We start from the raw sequence: 18,690 nt of genomic DNA, 5'->3' as shown, positions 1-18,690 counted from the left end.
CGATCGTGGGGGTCAGCGCGGGTTTTGCTCGAGCACCTTCGAAATCGCGTCGATCACCGAATCCTGGAGCAGCGGGCTGCCACCACCAGCGATGTTCCGTTCGGCGAGTTCGACCGTGATCACGTCGCGGTCGACCAGCAGGTTGGTCGCGTTCTGCTCGGTGTTCTGCGCCATCGTCTCCGGATGCACGATCGTCAGGTCCTTGAAGCCTGCTCCGAGAAACGGGGTCGCGAACTGGGTGAACGAGTCCGCGATGAGCCCGACCGGCTCGCTGACGACGCCGGTCGCCGGGGCCGTTGCGGGCTGCTTGAGCCGTAGCGGGACCCGGAAGTCGCTGGCGACGTACTGGGACCGATCGGACTTGCCGTCCGGCGCGAGGCTGTAGCGGCGCAAGGTGCGGTACTTGGTCGTATTGAGCAGCAGCACGATGTCGGCAGGCCAGGTCTGGGTCTCCCGGGGCTTGGTGACCCAGGTGGACGTGATGCCGGGGTTCAACCTGTCGGCCAGCGCATACGTCATCGTGACGCCGCCTTCGTAGGCCCAGTGGGTGTCGTAGGTGTCGTAGATCGGGTGGCCGACGTCGACCGCGCTCTGGGTCAATGCGGCCCTGAGGTCGATCATGCCCGTCGCCGCCGGCACCCGGTTCCAGAACTCCGCGCTCCGCGCCTCGAAGCACTGCTGGCCCGCGAACGTCGGGGGCAGGTGTTCGGGATCCTGGGTCGACTTGTCTGGTGGCACGATGAGTTCGAACTGCCGACCGGAGGCCAGTACGGCCTCGCGCAACCGGTTGATCTTGGCGATCACGGTGCTCACGTCCGACACCGCGTTGCACTTGTTGCCGACGTCCTGGCCCAGGTAGAGCCAGCTGTCGGAACCGTAAATGACGATCGGGTACTGGATCGGCGGCTGGACCGGGGCCGGTTGCGGCAGCCCGGCGACACCCGGACTCTGGGAACCGGACCCGTTCGATCCCGGCGGATCGCCGAAGACGCCCGTGCTGATTCCGTCCGCGGCCGTGACGCCGGCCTGCCGCAGGGCCAGGTGGTCGGTGGCCCAGCCGGACAGGTCGGGGAAGAAGTTCCAGCCGTCCGAGAGCGAGGGGAACCCGCGCAGCGCCCTGTTTTCGAAGGCGGTGGCTCGCACGCCGAAGACAAAAGCGAGGGTCGGCACGAGGAAGAAGACCAAAGCGCAGGTCAACGCCGTCCGCTGCCGTCGGCTGTGACGCGGGCGGTAGAGGCTGTGCTCATTCGGCAGCCAGGCCTCCGGCGTCGGAGGCAGTCTCTGCTCGGGGTTCATCGCTCCTCCGCTGAAACGAACGCTTCCTCCACGCGTCCAAGGTAACGCTGCCGAGCGATCTTCATGCGCGGTTTCGGGTGCTTCGGAGCAACGCGAAGGCCCGTTCGTCACGATCGGAGTCGGTCGGGTTGGAGCCGTTCGTGCAGCCGACGGTGGTGAAGTCCAGTACTTCCCACCCGGTGCGCTCGAACAACCGGCGCAGGCCGAGCTCGGAGAAGATCCAGTAGTTCGTCGAGTCGTTGTTCGCCTCTGCCGGGTTCAGCAGGTACGCGACCGGGGCGTCCTTGATGCGCGTCCGGTCCGGCGTCCGCTCGGCGATCCGCGTAGACAGGAAGCACAGTTCGGTCCGCGCGGAGAGGGCTTCCAGCACGTAGAACGGGTTTTTCAGGTGGTAGAGGATGCCGAGGAAGAACACTGCCCGGTAGGACTCGTCGGGCAGGGCGAACTGCGAGTCGAGGTCGATTTCGTGGATCGAGATGGGCGAACCCAGCTCTTCCTTCATCCGCGCCGCGCCGCGAAGGCCGTTGAAGTTGGTCGGGGCGTTGTCGATCAGGTCGACCTGGCAGCCGAGCTGCTGCTCCAGGAAGAACCCGAAATCACCATCCGCGGCGCCGATGTCGGCCACCGGGCCGCCGGCCAGCTCCGTGAAGATCTCCCGTCGCGGCCCGGTGAGCATGGCGTCCAGGTGGAAGACGTTGGCCATCGTGTCGTACGGATACCAGTCGAAGTCCGCGGGGGCGATCGCCGCCTTCTTCGCGAGGAGCTCCTCACGGTAGGCCAATGCCTGCTTCTTGACGATTTCGAAGTCCATGCCGCTCCTTGCGCGAGTTCCCCACAGTGTTGTCCGAGCCCAGGCGCGGCCCCTGCCGCGCACCATTATCAGGAGGCGGGTCCGGCGGCCGGGTGCCGGGACGGGAAGGCGTTCCCGATCGTGGACGGGGGTGGCGCTAATCTGCCGGTCATGGGTATGGGTGAGGGGCCTTCCGGCGAGCGGCTGATCGAGTGGACCGGCGAGCGTTGCGTGCCGTGGGCGCCGGATCTCCAGGTGATCTACGAGCACTTCCACCGCTATGCGTTCGCGCTCCGGTTCGCCGAGGGCAAACGCGTCCTCGACCTGGCGTCCGGCGAGGGCTACGGGGCCGCGCTGCTGGCTTCGACGGCGAGCGCGGTCGTCGGCCTCGAGATCGACCCGGTGACCGTGGAGCACGCGCGCAACCGCTACCCGCTGGCTCACCTGGCCTTCGAGACGGGTTCGATCACCGACCCGGACGCACTGGCCGTCGAGGCGCCGTTCGACGTCATCACCTGCTTCGAAGCCGTGGAACACATCAGCGAGCAGGACCGGTTGATGGAACTGGTCCGCCACCGGCTCGCTCCGGGCGGCGTGTTCCTGTGCAGCACGCCCGACGTGGCCGTGTACACCCACGAGCACGGCAACGACAATCCGTTCCACGTGCGTGAGCTGTACGAGAGCGACTTTCGTGAGCTGCTGAGCGCCAGCTTCGAGCATGTCGCCCTGCTCAAGCAGAACGTCGCGGTCGGCTCGTTGATCCACGATGGCGGAGCCGGCGCGGCCGAGCTGCACTCACTGCGCAAGTCCGGTGAGGAATGGGGCGTGACGGCCGGCGCGCCGCACACTTACTTCGTCGGTGTCGCGTCCGCGCGCCCGTTCGAGCTGCCGAACAGCTCGGTGCTCGTCGACCCCGTACTGACCCTGGTGGCCGAGACCGGCCAAGCCCGCGCGGACGAGATCGAGGGCTTGCAGCTTGCCGTGCAGCGCGTCGAAGGCGAGCTGGCGAGCGCCCGTGAAGTGGCGGCCCGGGCCACCGCGGCCGAGCGCCGGATATCGGACGAACGGGACGCCGCGATCGTGCAGGCGGAACGCGCGGAAGCGCAGCAGGCCGGGATCGCCGACGAACTGGACCAGTCGCGTCGCAAGGCGGAGCACGACGCCGCCCGGTTGACCTGGCTGTCGGACAACAACGCCCGGCTGACGCGGTCGGCTCACGAACTCGGTGCGGAAAACGCGAAACTCCGCGCGGAGATGTCCGCGCTCGCGCAGCGCGTGATCGGCCGATACCGTTCCACGGTCGAGCGCCTGGCTCCCCGCGGCACCCAGCGCCGGGACGCGCTCGAAATGGCGTTCCGGCGTCCCACCGGTGTCGTTCCCGGGGCTCCCGCCGTGCCGGGGCCGATCGCGGTCACCACCAGCGACGCCCCGATCGTCAGCGTGGTCATTCCGACCTACGGCAACTGGGCGTACACCCGCCAGTGCCTGGAGTCCATCGAGATCAACCTGCCGTCGACGCCGTTCGAGGTCGTCGTGGTCGACGACGCGTCGCCGGACGACTCCGCGGACCGGGTCACCGCCTGCGCGGGCGTCCGCCTGGTGCGCGCCCCGCGCAACCTCGGGTTCGTCGGCGCCTGCAACCTCGGCGCCGAGAACGCGCGTGGCGAGCTGGTGATGTTCCTGAACAACGACACCGAAGTTCGGCAGGGCTGGCTGGACACGCTGGTCGACGTCGTCGAGACGCGGCAAGACGTCGGACTCGTCGGCTCCAAGCTGGTCTATCCGGACGGGCGCCTGCAGGAGTGCGGCGGGATCATCTGGGCCGACGGCACCGGCTGGAACTACGGTCGCCACCAGTCGCCGGACAACCCCGTTTACCGGACGCTGCGCGAGGTCGACTACTGCTCCGGTGCCGCACTGCTGGTCCGGCACGACCTGTTCGACCAGATCGGTGGCTTCGACCAGCGGTTCGCGCCCGCGTACTACGAGGACACGGACCTGGCGTTCGCGGTCCGGGCGGCGGGCTACCGCACGATGGTCCAGCCGGAGTCCGTCGTCGTGCACCACGAAGGCATCACCAACGGCACTGACGTTTCGTCCGGCGTCAAACGCCACCAGGAGCTCAACCGGGCCGTTTTTGTCGACAAATGGGCGGTCCAGCTCGCCGATCACCTGCCCGAAGCGAGCACTGGCAACCTTTGGCTCGGCCGGCAGCGGACGAAGGACGCTCACCGCGGTGGTCTGGTGCTCGTCGTCGATCACCAGGTACCCAGGACCGACGAGGATTCGGGCTCGGTGCGGATGGCGCGCATCCTCGAGCTGCTCGTCGCCCAGGGGGAGCGAGTCGTGTTCTTCCCGCTGAACAACGCGCTCCCGGAGCGCTACACCAGCTGGCTGCACAACACCGGGGTGACCGTGGTCGGCGGAGCCGGGGAGCAGGCCGAGTTCCTGCGTGAGGCGGGCGCCGAACTGCGGGTGGCAGTGCTTTCGCGGCCACATGTCGCGCTCCAGCTGCTGGAGCAGATCCGCGAACACGCGCCGAGCTGTGTGGTCGCCTACGACACGGTCGACCTGCACTTCCTCCGGCTGGGCAGGCAGGCGGACCTTGCCGGAAGCCTGGGGGAGACCGTGCCGGAGACCACGCTGCGCCGACGCGCCGAAGTGCTGCGGGAGCAGGAACTCGGACTGGTCAGGACCACCGACGTCACCTTCACGGTGTCCGAGGTGGAACGCGACCTGCTGGCCGAGCTGGTTCCCGCGGCCCGGGTCGAGGTGCTGTCCAACGTGCACAGCGCGGACGGCGGCCGGGCACTGCCGGACGGACGCGCCGGCCTGCTGTTCGTCGGCAGCTTCGATCACGTGCCGAACCGGGACGCCGCGAAGTGGCTCGCGCGGGAGATCATGCCGCTGGTCCGTCGCCGCCGTCCGGACGCGGTCGCGCACATCGTGGGCAGCAACCCGCCGGCCGAAGTGCTCGAACTGGCCGGCGACGGCGTGCTCGTGCACGGCTGGGTCGCCGACCTCGCGCCCGTCTACCGCGGTGCGCAGGTTGTCGTCGCGCCCTTGCGGTTCGGCGCGGGCGTCAAGGGCAAGGTCGGGGAGAGCCTGTGCCACGGCGTTCCGGTGGTCGCGACGGCGCTGGCCGCCGAGGGCATGCACCTCGAGCCCGGCCGGGACGTCCTGCTCGGCGAAACAAGCGAGGAGTTGGCCGAGCAGATCGTTCAGTTGCTCGGGGACGAGAAGCTCTGGCTGCGGCTCTCCGCAGCCGGAAAAGAGGCCGTGAACAGCCAGTTCGGCCCGGCGGTAGCCGGTCGCACCTTGGCCGGTCTGCTCGAGCGTGCCCAGCCCCACCACCCGGTGGAGTAACCGGGATCACGAGCCTCGGCGTGTTCGGTTCCGTACGCTGACGCACGGGCAAGACCGGCCGCGATCGGCCGCACCAATTCAGCACTGGGGGCAGTCGAGTGGCAGGTCGAAGAGCGCTGCTTTCTTGGCGCAACACCAAGGAGTACGCGAGACCCACCGCCGGCCTGGGCTGGCTGCGGCTGATCTGCGCGGCGTTGGTGATCTTCGACCACAGCTCGGCGATCGCCGTCGGCCAGGGCGTCCCCATGCTGCCCGGGTCGTGGGGTCTCGCACCGGGCGATCTGGCGCTGGCGGGGCTGTTCATGATGAGTGGCTACCAGGTCAGCGGTAGTTGGGACCGTGACCCGTCCTGGTGGCGGTTCAGCGCCAGGCGGCTCCTGCGGCTCCTGCCCCCGTTGCTGTTCGTCCTGATGGTCACGGTGTTCATCGTCGGTCCGCTGCTCACCAGCTGGACCCAGACCGCTTACTGGTCCCATCCGCAGACCTGGCGATACCTGGTCGGTTCGTCGGTCATAATGCTCATGCAGCACAACCTGCCCGGCGTGTTCTGGAGCAACCCGTACCCCTGGTCGGTGAACGGCTCGCTGTGGACATTGCCGATGGAGTTCGCCAGTTACGGGCTGCTGCTGGTGGCCGGTGTGGTCATCGCGGTGGGCGTGCCGCGGGTGGTGGTCCTGATTCCGCTGCTCGGCGGCATTTTCGTGCTCGACACCCTGACCCGGGACGCCGTCGCCAATGGCGGCACGGTGGGTTCGTGGCTGGCGATTCCGCTGAGTTCGCTCGTCACGTTCATGGTGCCGTTCATTCTCGGCATGGTGTTCTACGCCTGGCGAGACCGCATTCCGCTCCTGCGACTGCCGGCCCTCGCCCTGCTCGTCGGCTGGTTCGAGTTTCGTACCACCCCGATCGGGATGCGGTACCTGCTGCCGGTGATGGTGACGTACTGCTCGCTGGTGCTGGTGCACCACTGGCCCAAGCGGCTGAGCAGCGACGGCGCCTGGATACGGGGGAACTACGGCATGTACCTCTGGGGATTCCTGGTTCAGCAGCTGATCGCCGCCGCCGGGGTACGGAACCCGTGGGTGCTGGCCGCGATCGCGATTCCGGCCTCTTATCTGTGCGGTGTCCTGTCGTGGACGTTCATCGAGAAGCCGACCCAGCGGCTCACCAAGTACTTGCGCGGCGCTCCATCACGCCCCGCCGTGAACTCACCCCAGCGGGAGCTTCAGCTGCAGGGCTGAGAGTGTCCGGTCGAACTTGTCCGCCAGTGCCGCCTTGTCCCCGCCGGCGGGTTGTGAGACCCACAGGGTGATCGCGACGGTGCCCGAGACGTACCAGGTGCCCTTCATCGAACGGCCGGCCTTGTCGCCGAGCACGGTGAACCGGCTGTCCGACGTCTTGGCGTAGCCACCGCTCAACGCTCCCTGCCCCAGGTAGGACACGATGGCTTGCGCGTTCGCCGCGGACTTCGTCGGAAACGCGAGGACGAAGTAGGCGTCCGCGCCGTCACTGGAGGCTCGGCAGACCACCTCGGTGGCGCCGTCGTCGGTGAACGTCTGCACCGATGCCTGTGGGTACAAGTTGAGCTCGGCGCCCTTGGCAAGCGACATCGTCGAGTTGTTGACCGACGGCGTTCCCGGCAGGGCTGGTAGCCGGTCTTCCAACGAGGCAGTCGGTGCGGGAGTCCCGGTGGTGCCCTGGACGGGCGCCGGTGCGCCGTTGGGGACGGTCGCGGACCGGGAAGGCGGAGCGGCGACGGTGTTCGAACTGCGGCCCACCCACCACGTCCCGGCGATGATGAGCGCGAGGACGAGCAGCACGCCCAGTGCCAGGAACAGCCACGTCGGCTTGCGGCGGTCCTTGCGGGCGCTCGGAAACGGGTTGTCCGGCGGGAACTCCCGCGCGGACTCGGCAGGCGCCGCTGTGTACCGCGGCCGCAGGGGAGGCGGGGTCGGCAAGGCGCTGGTGTCCCGCCGCGGGTACGGCATGGAGTCCGTGGCGCGGTGGTCCGCGGGGCTCGGCGCGGTCGTCTGCCGTTTGGTGGACAGGAGTGACGCCGCACTGGCCCGAGGCGCGGGCTCCGGCGGGGGTGCGGGTGGGTGCGGTAGCGGCGTTGTCTGCTGGGCGGGTGGTGCCGACGGAACCGGAGGGGCGGGCCGCGGAGGCGCGGAAGGTACCGGTACCTGGGCAGGCTGGGGGTAGGTGCTCTGCCACTGCTGAGGGGGCTGGGCTGTCGGCCGGCGGAGCGGCGATACGACCGGTGAAGCAGCGCTGCCACCGGAGACGGACGCCAACAGCTCGTCGCGCAGTTTGCGATGCGTTTCGTGCGTAAGCCGGCCGTTGGCCAGCTCGTCGTCCAGCCGACGTAGGTCGTCCTGCCAGCTCATCGTGGAACCCCTTGCCCCGTGTGAGGCCCCAGTGTTACATGCCCCTTATGGGTGGCGGTGACGTCCGCTTCAGATCCGCGGCGTCGACTTATGTCGCGTTGACCGCTCGTGCCGCTACCACTATTTGCCGTAGTGGTAGCGGCAAGCGGCGATTCGGAGCTCGTCGTCCGCGATCTTGTAGACGAGCCGATGCTCGTCGGTGATCCGACGCGACCAGTAGCTCTGGAAACCGTGTTTCAACGGCTCGGGTTTGCCGATTCCTTCGTTGCCGTTGCGCCTGACATCCTTGATCAATTCGTTGATCCGCTTGAGAATTTTTCGATCCTCGGTCTGCCACCAGAGGTAGTCATCCGAGGCGTGTGCGTCCCAGACCAGTTTCATTCGGCGAGTTCGTGCTGTGTCCCGCCGCCGGACTCCAGCCGCTCGATGGCGGTGATCAGCCGCCGCGCGTTCTCAGGGCTGCGAAGCAGGTAGGCGGTTTCCTTCAGTGATTGGTAGTCGTCAAGCGAAACGATCACCACGGGTTCATGCCCGGCGCGGGTGATCACGACCTCTTCGCGATCGTTGACCACTGAGTCGAGTGTCTCGGCGTAGTTTGCGCGAGACTCGGAGTAGCTCATGGTTTTCACTGACACCCTCGCTTCGTTGTACAGAATACTGTACGTCTCCTGCTGGTGTTGAGGCAAGAGCCAGCGATGGGGCCATTGGTTTCCCGACCTGTGGCCTGCGGAAAGCGGCGAATATGGCTCACAACGCATACCGCCTAGGAGCCGCTTGCGAGCATCGCTAGCGTGTGCGGGATGAGTTACGACCTCAATTTCCTCTACCGCGAGCCCGGCCAGTCGTGGGAAGACGCCATCGAGGCCCTCGACGAGGAGGAAGCCGGCGCCGACGCGCCGCTGTCCCCCGAAACTTCCGATGCGTGGGGGCGCATCGTGGCCAAGGCCAAGGAGATCCTCGGCGAGGTCGAAGAGAGCGTCACCGACGAGTCCCTCGAGCTCACCCACGCGCCGACCGGCATCCAGTTGAGTGCCTTCTCCAACGAGCTCACCATCACCGTGCCCTACTGGCACCAGGGTGCTTCGACCAAGACCATGGTGTTCGTCTACGCGCTCGCCGAGGTCGTGGAGGCCGAAACGGGCCGGGAGGGTTACGACCCGCAGCTCGACCGGCCGCTGATGGCGCAGCGCAGCTGACGGGGCAGCTGGAGGCGTCGGGTGGGCGAGGATGCCGTTGGCACGTAAGGCGTTTCCGCTCGCCTCGCAGCTCAACGGCGTCGCCCGCGATGCTGATCAAGGTCGGCGGTGGAGTCGTGTGGGCCTGTCGGGACACGTTTTTGCCACGAGCGGAGACTCGACTGGACAACTCCGGCACCGAACATGAAACTTTCCTGGTCTTAGCCGGCCCGAACCTTTGAGGTCGATCGTGAACCCTGCTTGGGAAGCGCTGTCCAGAGTCGCCGACGAACCCGCGTGGTACTGGGTCTACGACGTCCTGGGCTTCTCGCCGAGTACTTATTCGCATGCCTGGCCGGGTTTCCGCGAGCCGGAGCCTTCGGTCACCTGGGACCTGTCCCCGGGTGGTCTGGACCGGTCGTCGGCCGAATTCCGGCTCGGCCCGTACGCGGTCGACGAGGCGCAGGTCGCCGGTATCTCCCTGCAAGCACTCCGTGACTGTGTGGAGCCGGACGAATGGGTCTGGGCGCTGCACTGGCAACACCAGTCCTACCGCTTCTGGCCGCACCGCGTCGGCGAGGACCAAGGCTGGCCGGTGCCGGTCTTCCCCAAGGGCGACTATCACCTGTTCTTGGCGCAGGACTTCAGGTTCGGCACGCTCGGGCACCCGTGGGAGCGTTCCCTGTGCGTGTTCGGCGAAGGTCTTATCGACGCCGTTTCGAGGCACGGCGATGGCGTGTTGAAGACGGTTCTGCGCCGCAACGGCACCGCGCTCGTCTGAGGAAAACCGCTGGACCTAGGCTCACGGCGTGTTCGAATACCACGGCTGGGTGACGATCGGCGTTTCGGCGGCCGATGACGACGAGACCGCACTGCTCGATCGCATCGTCGAGCGGGTGCGGCGGGCGGTGCGCGACTTCGGGGATATCGACCTGGTCGACCTGCGCTGGGCCAACGGGGTGCCCATGCTGCACTTCGCCGGGATGGACAAGCACGGCGCAGTCATGGCTCCGGAGCTGCTCGAGCTGTTCACCAGGGTCGGCACGCTCGCGCCGGGCTCCTACGGGCTGCTGCACGTCTGGGACGACCAGGACCTCCAGCACGACAACGAGTTCCGCGTCCACCGCATGGCCAGGGGACAGGTCACCGAGCTCGCCGACACCTACCTGTCACCGGTCGCGCCGGTGATCGTGGACGTCTACCCCGAGTTCGACACCGAGTAGGACACGCCGTGTCCGTACTGAAACCGCGGGTTGAGTAGCCGTACTCAAGACATCCCCGGCGCTTCGGCGCAGGGTTTCCCCATGACAAAAGCAGGTTCTTCCTCGGCACCTACGACGGCGGCCTTCTTCGCGCAGGCCGCTCTCGCCTTCGGCCTCGCACTGCTCGCGGTCTCGATCGGGATCGCGTTCCTGCCCGTCGACGGCTGGGTTCGCGCCTTCCTCGCCGTCGGCATGCTCTTCACCGTCACCTCGGCGTTCACGCTGGCGAAATGCGTCCGCGACCGCCAGGAGGACAGCTACCTGGTGAGCCGGGTCGACCAGGCCAGGCTCGACAAGCTCCTCGCCGAACACGACCCCTTCCGCCAGGCCGCCTGATCCTGGGGTTGTGCACGACCCCTCAGGTGGCACTGAGGGGTCGTGCACACCTACCGCGCAAAGACCCCAAGGGCCCGAATCCGCTCAGGAGAAGCTGACGTCGGCGCAGGAGTAGAACGCGTTCGTGGTGTCCGCGATGTCCCACACGCCGAGGATCAGGTGGCGGCCGGTCTTGCCGGACGGGAGTTTGCCCGCGTGGGTGACCGTCAGCGGCGGCCTGGCGCCGTTGAACGGCACCGTCAGGAACGGGGCCGGGTCGAGGGCGGCCCTGGTCAGGGGTTGGCTGGGGTTCCAGCCGTTCTTGGTGACGAAGTACCGGAACGACGTCGACGCGTGGGCGGCGGTGAGCGTCCAGGTGAAGGTGAAGTTCGCCCCGCTGGTCAGTGCCTTGGTGGGCCAGGTCCCGCCGCGCGGGTCGTCGAGCTGGGCGAACCGGGCGATCGCCCCCGAGCAGATCTTCCCGTCGGCCGGGCCGGCTCCCGGGAAGCCCTTCGGCGCTTCGACACTCTGGGGTTCGTACTGGATGTCTCCGCAGTTCTTCACCACGCCCTGTGCGCAGTTGTAGGACCGGCTGGGCGGATTCTGGGTGTAGCCGTGACCGGACGCGAACCCGGCGAAGATGATCGGCAGGGCCAGCGCGACCCCCATGGCCGCAAGCAGCTTCTTCCGCATCGCTACTCCTCTCGCAGGATGTGTCACCGAGTGTGACGCATACCACAAATGGTCTGAACCACTAATCAGCCCAATCCGACTAACCGCCCATTCCGCGAGATGGTCTAGACCAGTTCGCAAATGGTCTACCGGCAGTTCCGGAACGTTCCGGGGGGAGTAAACAAGGTGGGAACAAGAATCAGGGCCCCGGTCGTCTTGCCTGACCGGGGCCCTGATTTTGCTTCTGAGCGGACGACGAGATTCGAACTCGCGACCCTCACCTTGGCAAGGTGATGCGCTACCAGCTGCGCCACGTCCGCACATTGTGTTGCTCTGTGCTTAGGCAACTATAGACGACGGTCCGGGAGGCGTTCACACCCCCCTGACCGACCCGTGCGGGTTACGTCTGACGTACAAGGGGTGACGACGGCCGTTTCGCTCCGTATGGTGTCCCCATTCGACCGAACGGTGAGTCCTTCGGGGGAGGAGGTGCCTGGCCGGATGACCGAGCAGGGCACGATGCCGCCACAGGCGGCCTCGGGATCCGACGAGCAGGCGCTTCTCCAACGGCTCAGAGACGGTGAGGACGCCGCCTTCGGCGAGTTGTTCGAGCTGCATGCCGCCGCTGTCCGACGGCTGGCGCACAGCGTCGCCTCGGACCAGTCCGAGGCCGAGGACATCACCGCGGAGACGTTTTTCCGCGTCCTGCAGGCGCTGCGCCGAGGCGCGGGGCCGCGGGACTACGTTCGCGCCTACCTGCTGACAGTCGCCCGCCGGGTGTCCTGGGAATGGCACGGCGCGCGCCGGGACGTCCCGGTCAGCGACGACGAGCTGACCTTCCGGGCGGGCGCCGGGGCGGACACGAACGCCCGGTCCGCCGAGCACACGCTGATCACCACGGCGTTCACCAGCCTGCCCGAGCGCTGGCGCACGGTGTTGTGGCAGACCGAGGTCGAGGGTGAGCAGCCCGCGATGGTCGCGCCGCACTTCGGCCTCAGCGCGAACGCGACGGCCGCTTTGGCCCGCCGGGCCCGGCAGGGGCTGCGCGCGGCTTACTTGCAGGCTCACCTGGCGGTCAACCGCAGTTCGGACGGCTGCCGTGCGGTGGTCGAGAAGCTGGGCGGGTTCACCGCGGGCAGCGTCACCGGCACCGAAGCGCAGCGCATCAGGACCCACCTGCTCGGTTGTTCCTCGTGTCGGGCGACCCACGACGAGCTGCGGGACGTTTGCTCGTCGCTGCGCGCGCACGCCGGGGTCATCGTGCTGCTGGTGCCCGCGGCCGGGCTCGCCCTGAGCGGGGCGGCCGGCGGCTGGCTGACGGCGGCGAAGAGCCTGCTGTTCGGCTCCAAGGTCAAAGTGGGGCTGGCACTGGCGTCGACGGCCGCGGCCGGCGCGTTCGGCGTGGCTGTCGGGCCGGTGGTGTTCGGGCCGGATTCGACCCAGATCGTCGGACTGGACGGCAGTCGATCGCCCGAACTGACGATCGTGCAGCCGGTTCCGCCGGTCCCGCTGCCGCCGCAGGTCGCGATGGGTATCGGCGAGCTTTCGGTGCGGAATCCGGCTCTGCCAGGCCGCGGTACGCAGCGCTCCGCGGGCGGCTCCGGTTACGTCCCGGCCAACGTGTACTCGCCTGCGCAGCCTCAGGGCGGCGCTCCGGCAGTGCCGGCTGCGGGAGCCGGTCAGCCGGCTGTGCCGACGAAGGCGTCGACGCCGGGAGCGCGTGACGACGCCCCGCCCGGGGGCGACCCCGGCTACGAAACCACCCCGGAAGGCACGAACGCGCCGGTCACGACGTTGTCCAAGCCGAACAGGACGCCGACGAAGGCGACCACCACGAACCAGGCCGTGCCGCCGCTGCCGGCTCCGACTACGGGCTGCGGCCCGAACCCGCCCGCCACGTCCGAAAGCGGTACCCCCGACCCGACCACCGATCCGTCGAGCACCACGAGCACCACGCCCACGTCCACCGGTGAGAGCCGGTCCGACGGGAACCCGGACTCACCATCGGTCACGCCGACCCCGAGCGGGCAGTCGGACACCTCCCAGTCCGAGACCACCCAGCCGGAAACGTCCCAGCCGGAGACCACGCGGACCGAGACCACCCAGTACTCGGACGGCACCGCCACCCGGACGGTGACCATCACCTCGACCTCGTCCACCACCACGGTCGTGATCGTGACGACCACGGAGTTCAGTCCTTCGGCGGTCACCCCGTAGGGGGAACCACAAAAGGCACTTTCCGGGCTCGCGAAGGCGGTCTCGACCACGGTACGGTTGAACGCGCTCACCGTGAGCGGTCGTGGCGCAGGAGGACCGATGGATCGGCAGGTGCAGGGCGAGGACGGCCGCGATTGGGTGGTCCGCGCCGAACTGGAGTGGCGCCCGCCGGCGACCTCCTCCGCCTTCGAACATGATGCCGCAGGGGGGTATACCCCGGGCATCGCGATGGCGGTACTGGCCGTGGTGCTGGGGGGCGCGCTCGTCATCTGGAAGCCCGACCGTGTGCAGATACCCGCCTGGGTGCTGCTGGCGCTGCTGCTCATCGTGCTGTTCTTCCCGCTGCGCTGGATCCTTCGCCGTCCCTGGACCGTCGTGGCGGAGACCGAGGGCGACCTGACCGGCGAACGGCCGTCGGAACGCTGGGTCGGGACCGTGCGCGGGATGATGGCCGTCCGTCCCGAGGTCACCAGGATCGCCAAGACCATCCAGCGGCATTCGCTACCGGACTTCGACGGCCCGTTGCATCCGGTCGAGTAGCCAAGCAGACTCGGTGCTGTGCCCGAGTTGCCCGAAGTCGAAGCACTGGCCCACCACCTGCGCGAACACGCGGTCGGCCGGACGGTGAGCCGCATCGACGTGGCCTCACTGAGCGTGCTGAAGACCGCGGTTCCGCCGTGGACCGAACTCCACGGACACGAAGTGACCGGCGCCGGGCGGTTCGGGAAGCACCTCGACCTCGTCTGCGGCGATCTGCACCTAGTCACGCACCTCGCGCGTGCCGGTTGGCTCCGCTGGTCCGACGCGCTCGCCCAGACACCCCTCAAGCCCGGCAAGGGCCCCATCTCACTGCGTGTGCACCTGGGCGGCCCAGGGTTCGACCTCACCGAAGCCGGGACCAAGAAGGGCCTCGCCGTGTGGATCGTCAAGGATCCTCAGGAGGTCCCGAGCATCGCGCGGCTCGGACCGGACGCGCTGACGCTGGGCCGTGAACAGCTCGAGCAGCTGTTCGACGGCCGCACCGCGCGGCTCAAGACCGCACTGACGGACCAGACGCTGCTCGCCGGGGTCGGCAACGCCTATTCCGACGAGATCATGCACACCGCCAAGCTGTCCCCGTACGCGACGGTCGGCAAACTCGCTCCGGAGGCGCTGGACAGGCTCGCCGACGCCCTGCAAGAAGTCCTGAACAGCGCGGTAACGCGTTCGGTCGGCCAGTCGGCCGCGCGGCTCAAGGGCGAGAAGCGATCCGGCCTGCGCGTCCACGCGCGTACGGGGCTGCCGTGCCCGGTCTGCGGCGACACCGTCCGCGAGATCTCGTTCGCGGACAAGTCTTTCCAGTACTGCCCGACCTGCCAGACCGGCGGTAAGCCGCTGGCCGACCGCCGGCTGTCCCGGCTGCTCAAGTAGCGCTCCTGCTCAGCAGGAGGCCGCGGCCGTTGGGCACGGGGAGTGACCAGCAGGTCAACAGGCGGGGTTTGGGTAGGATCCACCCCACCGATTGTCGTCACAAGTGCACAGAAAGTGGGTTGCAGCCCTTGCACCCGGTTGGTCGAGCGCAGAGCATTGACGGCGTGTCCGGCCTGGCGATTGCGCAGATAGTCCCGTGGGGTCTCGTCGTCCTGCTCGCGGTCGCGGTCGTGATCCTGCTGATCAAGGCGCACCGCCCGAGCAACATCATCGAGGACGCGGTGCTCAATGCCGTCCATGGTCTGTCCAAAGCGACCCCCGACCTGCGGGAAGGGCTCGACGAGGACGCCGCGGACAAGATCACCAGGGGCATGTACGCGATGCTCGGCTGCGTCGCGGTGGGCATCACGGACAGTGAGGGCACCCTCCTGTCCTGGGAAGGCGAAGCGAACGAGCACTACGTCGACCTGGTCGACGGGATCGGCGCCGCCATCCGACGGCACCGCCGCGAGGTCGTCAAGCACAACCGGATGCCCTGCAACCACCGTGGCACCTGCCGGATGAAGACCGCCGTGATCGTGCCGCTGCTCGTCGAGGGGGAGACCGAAGCCGCGCTGATCGTGGTCGGCCGCACCCACGGCCGGCTGGTGCAGATGGCGGACGCGGTGGCGCAGTTCGTCTGCACGCAGTTCGAGCTCGCCCGGCTCGACGAGTCGAAGAGCCAGCTCCAGCAGGCCGAGATCAAGGCGCTGCGGGCGCAGATCTCGCCGCACTTCGTCTACAACGCGCTGAACACGATCTCCTCGCTGATCCGGACCGACCCGGAGGAGGCGCGTGAGCTGCTGCAGGAGTTCGCCGACTTCACGAGGTACCAGTTTCGTGACTCCGGCATGTACACCTCGCTCGCCGAGGAGCTGCGCAACGTCGACCGGTACTTGACCATCGAGAACGCCCGCTTCGGCGGCAAGCTCGTGTTCCGGATGAAGATCGCGCCCGAGGTGCTGTCGGTGGTGGTGCCGTTCCTGATCATCCAGCCGCTGGTGGAGAACGCTGTCAAGCATGGACTGGCGAGCAAGTCCGGCGGCGGCATGATCACCGTCATCGCCGAGGACGCCGGCGCCGACGCGCTGATCAGCGTCGAGGACGACGGCATCGGCATGGATCCCGCGCGGCTCGACGGGGTCCGCAGCTCGCACAGCACCGGCGCGCACGTCGGCCTCGGCAACATCAGCCAGCGCATGCAGCGCGTCTACGGCCTGAACTACGCGGTGGCCGTCGAGACCGCGCCGGGCGCGGGCATGAAGGTGACGCTTCGGGTGCCGAAGTTCCTCCGCGGGGTCCAGCCGAAGCTGCCGGACCTGTCGCCGGAGGTGCCGTCGCAGGGCTCCGACCGGCGCGCCGTCAACGGCGGCAACGGCACGCGTCGCGGGGCGCTGCCCCGCTGACCCGCCAGTACGCTGGTTTGCATGAGTGTGACGGCATGAGTGTGACGGACAAGTTGACTTCCCGGATCCCGATGCTGGGCGACCGCGGCGAGCGTGCCGACGTGGTGGCCGTGGTGAAGCTGCAGGGCGTGATCACGCCTTCGCCGTCACCGCTGGCCAGGGGCTCGATCAATCTCTCGGCCGTGGAATCGGCGCTGACCAGGGCATTCGGCTTCGATCGGCTCAAGGCCGTCGCGTTGCTGATCAACTCGCCGGGCGGCGCGCCGACGCAGTCCGGCCTGGTGGCCGAGCGGATCCGGCAGCTCGCCGACGACAAGGGCGTGCCGGTGCTGGCGTTCACCGAGGACGTCGCCGCGTCCGGCGGGTACTGGCTCGCGTGCGCCGCCGACGAGATCTACGCGCACCGGACGTCGATGGTCGGGTCGATCGGCGTGATCAGCGGCGGCTTCGGGTTCAGCGGGCTGCTCGAGCGGTTCGGCGTCGAGCGGCGGCTGCACACCGCGGGCGCGAACAAGTCCCGGCTCGATCCGTTCAGCCCGGAGAAGCCCGAGGACGTCGAGTGGCTGAAAAAGATGCACAGCCAGCTCCACGAGTTGTTCGTCGACTGGGTCAAGGAACGCCGTGGTGACCGCCTGACCGACACCGAGGACCTCTTCACCGGCGACGTCTGGCTCGGCAAGAAAGCGCTGGAGCTCGGCCTGATCGACGGTCTCGGCAGCCTCCGCCAGGTGATTGCCCAGCGGTACCCGGACGCGGAGATCTCCGTCGCCGAGCCGAAGCGGCCGCTGCTGGCGAAGCTCGGCATCGGCGCACCCGCCGCCGCGAGCGCCCTCCTCGACGCCGTCACCCAGAAAGCCGCGTGGTCCCGCTTCGGCCTCTAGGGAGCACTGTGTGTGGGTTCTGGGGCGGATGCTGGTATCTCTTCGGTGCGACCAGGTCCGACAGGCTGGACAGAACCGCTTGCAATAGGCAGGATGCGAGTCACTGTGAGTGCGCACGATGATACCCGCCGACTCGTTGTCCTCGCCGTGGACGACGAGCTCCCTGGTTTGTCCGAACTAGTCCACTGCCTCAACTCCAACCCGGTGATCGGGACCGTGCACGAGGCGGTCGACGCTTCCGAGGCGCTGCGGAAGCTCATCGCCTCCGACGACCCGGAGTTCCGGGCGCGCAAGGAGCGCGGGTTGGCCCCGGTCGACGCCGTGTTCGCCGACATCACGATGCCCGGCCTGTCCGGGATGGAGATGTCACGCGTGCTCAACGCGCTCCGGCCCGCGCCGCTGCTCGTGTTCGTCACCGGCCGCGACGACGAGGCGGTCAACGCCTTCGAGCTCGGAGCGGTCGACTACGTGCTCAAGCCGTGCAAGCAGGATCGGCTGGACAGGGCGATCCAGCGCGTCGTGGAGAAACTGCAGGCCACGCCGATGCCCGAGGCGGCGGCCGGTCCGGGTGCGGCGCCGGTGAAAAACGACGACGAGGTCATCCCGGTCGAGCTGGCCGGCACCACGAAACTCATCCCGCGGTCGTCGGTGCGCTGGGTCGAGGCACAGGGCGACTACGCGCGCCTGTTCACCACCGACGGCAGCCACCTGGTGCGCATTCCGCTCGCGCAGCTGGAAGAGCGCTGGGAGAAGGCGGGTTTCGTCCGCATCCACCGGTCGTTCCTGGTCGCGCTCAGCCTGATCACCGAGCTGCGGATGGGCCAGGGCGGTTACCAGGTGGTCATCGGCAACGAGGAGAAGGTGCTGCCGGTCAGCAGGCGGCACACCCGCGAACTCAAGGACCGGCTCGTCGGTTCGACCAGAAACGGCTAGCCCGTGGCCGGCGACGACGACTTCTACCCGCAGGACGTCAATGCCGACGGGGTCCGCAAACCGGATCCCACGCTCGGCCGGAACCTGGGACGCCCCGCCGTCGAAGAAGAGTCCGCCGCCGAAGCCGCACTAGCCGCGCTCCTCAAACAGAACGAGCAGGAGCCCCCGGCCAAGATCCGGCGCCAGCGCGTGGTGCTGTCCGATCCGCGCCAGTCCGCCAGCACCCTGCGCGCGCGGGTCGAGCTCGAGGAGCAGACGAGCTGGGGCGAGCTGCTGATCACCGGTCTGGTCAAGGCGCAGCTCAAGACCAGCCTGCTGCTCGCGGGCCTGGTCGTGCTCGTGTTGGTGCCGCTGCCGGTGCTGTTTTACCTGGTGCCTTCGTTTTCCTCGCTCAAGCTGATCGGCGTGCCGCTGCCGTGGTTGATCCTCGGCGTCGTACCGTTCCCCCTGCTGTTCGCGGTCGGACTCTGGTACAACCGGCTCGCCGAGCGACATGAGCGAGCGTTCGTGGACATGATCGAAAACTAGTGTGGGGTAGGCC

Annotated in this window: 19 protein-coding genes and 1 tRNA gene; 13 read left to right on the top strand and 7 right to left on the bottom strand. The window is 68.1% G+C overall.

The window, feature by feature from the left end; genetic code table 11:
• Positions 1-12: 12 nt before the first annotated feature.
• On the bottom strand, positions 13-1,296 hold the full coding sequence (locus tag JWQ81_RS32045) for a hypothetical protein (protein ID WP_297547505.1): 1,284 nt from the start codon (positions 1,294-1,296) through the stop codon (positions 13-15).
• Positions 1,297-1,357: 61 nt separating this feature from the next.
• Positions 1,358-2,107 (bottom strand): class I SAM-dependent methyltransferase, encoded by a 750-nt coding sequence (locus JWQ81_RS32040; RefSeq protein ID WP_297547504.1) that lies wholly within the window; start codon positions 2,105-2,107, stop codon positions 1,358-1,360.
• Positions 2,108-2,263: 156 nt separating this feature from the next.
• Between JWQ81_RS32040 and JWQ81_RS32035 the strand changes: the two genes are divergently transcribed.
• Complete coding sequence (locus JWQ81_RS32035) at positions 2,264-5,452, top strand: glycosyltransferase (RefSeq protein ID WP_297547650.1); 3,189 nt, start codon at positions 2,264-2,266, stop codon at positions 5,450-5,452.
• Between the two features lie 98 nt (positions 5,453-5,550).
• Positions 5,551-6,693, top strand: a complete 1,143-nt coding sequence (locus tag JWQ81_RS32030) for an acyltransferase family protein (RefSeq protein ID WP_297547503.1) — start codon at positions 5,551-5,553, stop codon at positions 6,691-6,693.
• Here the strand turns inward: JWQ81_RS32030 and JWQ81_RS32025 are convergent.
• The 3 genes from JWQ81_RS32025 to JWQ81_RS32015 all read right to left on the bottom strand — a co-directional run bounded on the left by JWQ81_RS32025 (position 6,661) and on the right by JWQ81_RS32015 (position 8,459).
• The gene (locus JWQ81_RS32025) at positions 6,661-7,839 is read right to left on the bottom strand and encodes a hypothetical protein (RefSeq protein ID WP_297547502.1); all 1,179 of its coding nucleotides are present in this window, start codon (positions 7,837-7,839) and stop codon (positions 6,661-6,663) included. The two genes, JWQ81_RS32030 and JWQ81_RS32025, sit on opposite strands and share 33 nt — an antisense overlap.
• A gap of 120 nt (positions 7,840-7,959) precedes the next feature.
• Positions 7,960-8,220 (bottom strand): Txe/YoeB family addiction module toxin, encoded by a 261-nt coding sequence (locus JWQ81_RS32020; RefSeq protein ID WP_297547501.1) that lies wholly within the window; start codon positions 8,218-8,220, stop codon positions 7,960-7,962.
• Entirely contained in the window at positions 8,217-8,459 is a 243-nt protein-coding gene (locus JWQ81_RS32015) for a type II toxin-antitoxin system Phd/YefM family antitoxin (protein WP_297547500.1), read from the bottom strand. Before JWQ81_RS32015 ends, JWQ81_RS32020 begins: the two co-directional genes overlap by 4 nt.
• Before the next feature lie 180 nt (positions 8,460-8,639).
• Between JWQ81_RS32015 and JWQ81_RS32010 the strand changes: the two genes are divergently transcribed.
• The 4 genes from JWQ81_RS32010 to JWQ81_RS31995 all read left to right on the top strand — a co-directional run bounded on the left by JWQ81_RS32010 (position 8,640) and on the right by JWQ81_RS31995 (position 10,612).
• Entirely contained in the window at positions 8,640-9,035 is a 396-nt protein-coding gene (locus JWQ81_RS32010) for a hypothetical protein (RefSeq protein WP_297547499.1), read from the top strand.
• Between the two features lie 229 nt (positions 9,036-9,264).
• Positions 9,265-9,795, top strand: coding sequence for a DUF2716 domain-containing protein (locus JWQ81_RS32005; protein WP_297547498.1), 531 nt, complete (start codon positions 9,265-9,267; stop codon positions 9,793-9,795).
• A 28-nt stretch (positions 9,796-9,823) separates the two neighbouring features.
• On the top strand, positions 9,824-10,237 hold the full coding sequence (locus JWQ81_RS32000) for an Imm7 family immunity protein (RefSeq protein ID WP_297547497.1): 414 nt from the start codon (positions 9,824-9,826) through the stop codon (positions 10,235-10,237).
• 81 nt (positions 10,238-10,318) lie between these two features.
• Entirely contained in the window at positions 10,319-10,612 is a 294-nt protein-coding gene (locus JWQ81_RS31995) for a YiaA/YiaB family inner membrane protein (RefSeq protein WP_297547496.1), read from the top strand.
• An 84-nt stretch (positions 10,613-10,696) separates the two neighbouring features.
• Here JWQ81_RS31995 and JWQ81_RS31990 read toward each other — a convergent pair whose 3' ends face one another.
• Together JWQ81_RS31990 and JWQ81_RS31985 are read right to left on the bottom strand one after the other, a co-directional pair.
• Positions 10,697-11,284 carry a lytic polysaccharide monooxygenase gene (locus JWQ81_RS31990; protein WP_297547495.1) on the bottom strand — a complete coding sequence of 196 codons (588 nt, stop codon included), beginning with the start codon at positions 11,282-11,284 and terminating at the stop codon, positions 10,697-10,699.
• Between the two features lie 226 nt (positions 11,285-11,510).
• A tRNA-Gly gene (locus JWQ81_RS31985) sits at positions 11,511-11,583 on the bottom strand.
• A 181-nt stretch (positions 11,584-11,764) separates the two neighbouring features.
• Here JWQ81_RS31985 and JWQ81_RS31980 point away from each other — a divergent pair.
• The 7 genes from JWQ81_RS31980 (at position 11,765) to JWQ81_RS31950 (ending at position 18,677) form a co-directional block, all read left to right on the top strand.
• Positions 11,765-13,480, top strand: a complete 1,716-nt coding sequence (locus JWQ81_RS31980) for a sigma factor (protein ID WP_297547494.1) — start codon at positions 11,765-11,767, stop codon at positions 13,478-13,480.
• Between the two features lie 99 nt (positions 13,481-13,579).
• Positions 13,580-14,020, top strand: coding sequence for a DUF983 domain-containing protein (locus tag JWQ81_RS31975; protein WP_297547493.1), 441 nt, complete (start codon positions 13,580-13,582; stop codon positions 14,018-14,020).
• Between the two features lie 18 nt (positions 14,021-14,038).
• Positions 14,039-14,890 carry a DNA-formamidopyrimidine glycosylase family protein gene (locus tag JWQ81_RS31970; protein WP_297547492.1) on the top strand — a complete coding sequence of 284 codons (852 nt, stop codon included), beginning with the start codon at positions 14,039-14,041 and terminating at the stop codon, positions 14,888-14,890.
• A gap of 155 nt (positions 14,891-15,045) precedes the next feature.
• Positions 15,046-16,335 carry a histidine kinase gene (locus JWQ81_RS31965; protein ID WP_297547649.1) on the top strand — a complete coding sequence of 430 codons (1,290 nt, stop codon included), beginning with the start codon at positions 15,046-15,048 and terminating at the stop codon, positions 16,333-16,335.
• A 35-nt stretch (positions 16,336-16,370) separates the two neighbouring features.
• Complete coding sequence (locus tag JWQ81_RS31960; protein WP_297547491.1) at positions 16,371-17,216, top strand: S49 family peptidase; 846 nt, start codon at positions 16,371-16,373, stop codon at positions 17,214-17,216.
• A gap of 93 nt (positions 17,217-17,309) precedes the next feature.
• A complete protein-coding gene (locus JWQ81_RS31955; RefSeq protein ID WP_297547490.1) occupies positions 17,310-18,149 on the top strand; it encodes a LytTR family DNA-binding domain-containing protein in 840 nt (279 codons plus the stop codon).
• A gap of 3 nt (positions 18,150-18,152) precedes the next feature.
• Positions 18,153-18,677 (top strand): hypothetical protein, encoded by a 525-nt coding sequence (locus JWQ81_RS31950; RefSeq protein ID WP_297547489.1) that lies wholly within the window; start codon positions 18,153-18,155, stop codon positions 18,675-18,677.
• Positions 18,678-18,690: the final 13 nt, after the last annotated feature.

Source organism: Amycolatopsis sp. (assembly GCF_025464955.1).
GTDB lineage: Bacteria > Actinomycetota > Actinomycetes > Mycobacteriales > Pseudonocardiaceae > Amycolatopsis.
The sequence above is the reverse complement of the archived record's forward strand: the minus strand, read 5'-3'. Positions and strand labels throughout refer to the sequence as shown.

Coding starts and splice junctions, on each gene's coding strand:
- JWQ81_RS32045 (WP_297547505.1), bottom strand. CDS start 1,296: ATGAACCCCGAGCAGAGACTGCCTCCGACGCCGGAGGCCTGGCTGCCG.
- JWQ81_RS31990 (WP_297547495.1), bottom strand. CDS start 11,284: ATGCGGAAGAAGCTGCTTGCGGCCATGGGGGTCGCGCTGGCCCTGCCG.
- JWQ81_RS32015 (WP_297547500.1), bottom strand. CDS start 8,459: ATGAGCTACTCCGAGTCTCGCGCAAACTACGCCGAGACACTCGACTCA.
- JWQ81_RS32010 (WP_297547499.1), top strand. CDS start 8,640: ATGAGTTACGACCTCAATTTCCTCTACCGCGAGCCCGGCCAGTCGTGG.
- JWQ81_RS32020 (WP_297547501.1), bottom strand. CDS start 8,220: ATGAAACTGGTCTGGGACGCACACGCCTCGGATGACTACCTCTGGTGG.
- JWQ81_RS32025 (WP_297547502.1), bottom strand. CDS start 7,839: ATGAGCTGGCAGGACGACCTACGTCGGCTGGACGACGAGCTGGCCAAC.
- JWQ81_RS31955 (WP_297547490.1), top strand. CDS start 17,310: ATGCGAGTCACTGTGAGTGCGCACGATGATACCCGCCGACTCGTTGTC.
- JWQ81_RS31975 (WP_297547493.1), top strand. CDS start 13,580: ATGGATCGGCAGGTGCAGGGCGAGGACGGCCGCGATTGGGTGGTCCGC.
- JWQ81_RS32035 (WP_297547650.1), top strand. CDS start 2,264: ATGGGTGAGGGGCCTTCCGGCGAGCGGCTGATCGAGTGGACCGGCGAG.
- JWQ81_RS31995 (WP_297547496.1), top strand. CDS start 10,319: ATGACAAAAGCAGGTTCTTCCTCGGCACCTACGACGGCGGCCTTCTTC.
- JWQ81_RS31980 (WP_297547494.1), top strand. CDS start 11,765: ATGACCGAGCAGGGCACGATGCCGCCACAGGCGGCCTCGGGATCCGAC.
- JWQ81_RS31960 (WP_297547491.1), top strand. CDS start 16,371: ATGAGTGTGACGGACAAGTTGACTTCCCGGATCCCGATGCTGGGCGAC.
- JWQ81_RS32040 (WP_297547504.1), bottom strand. CDS start 2,107: ATGGACTTCGAAATCGTCAAGAAGCAGGCATTGGCCTACCGTGAGGAG.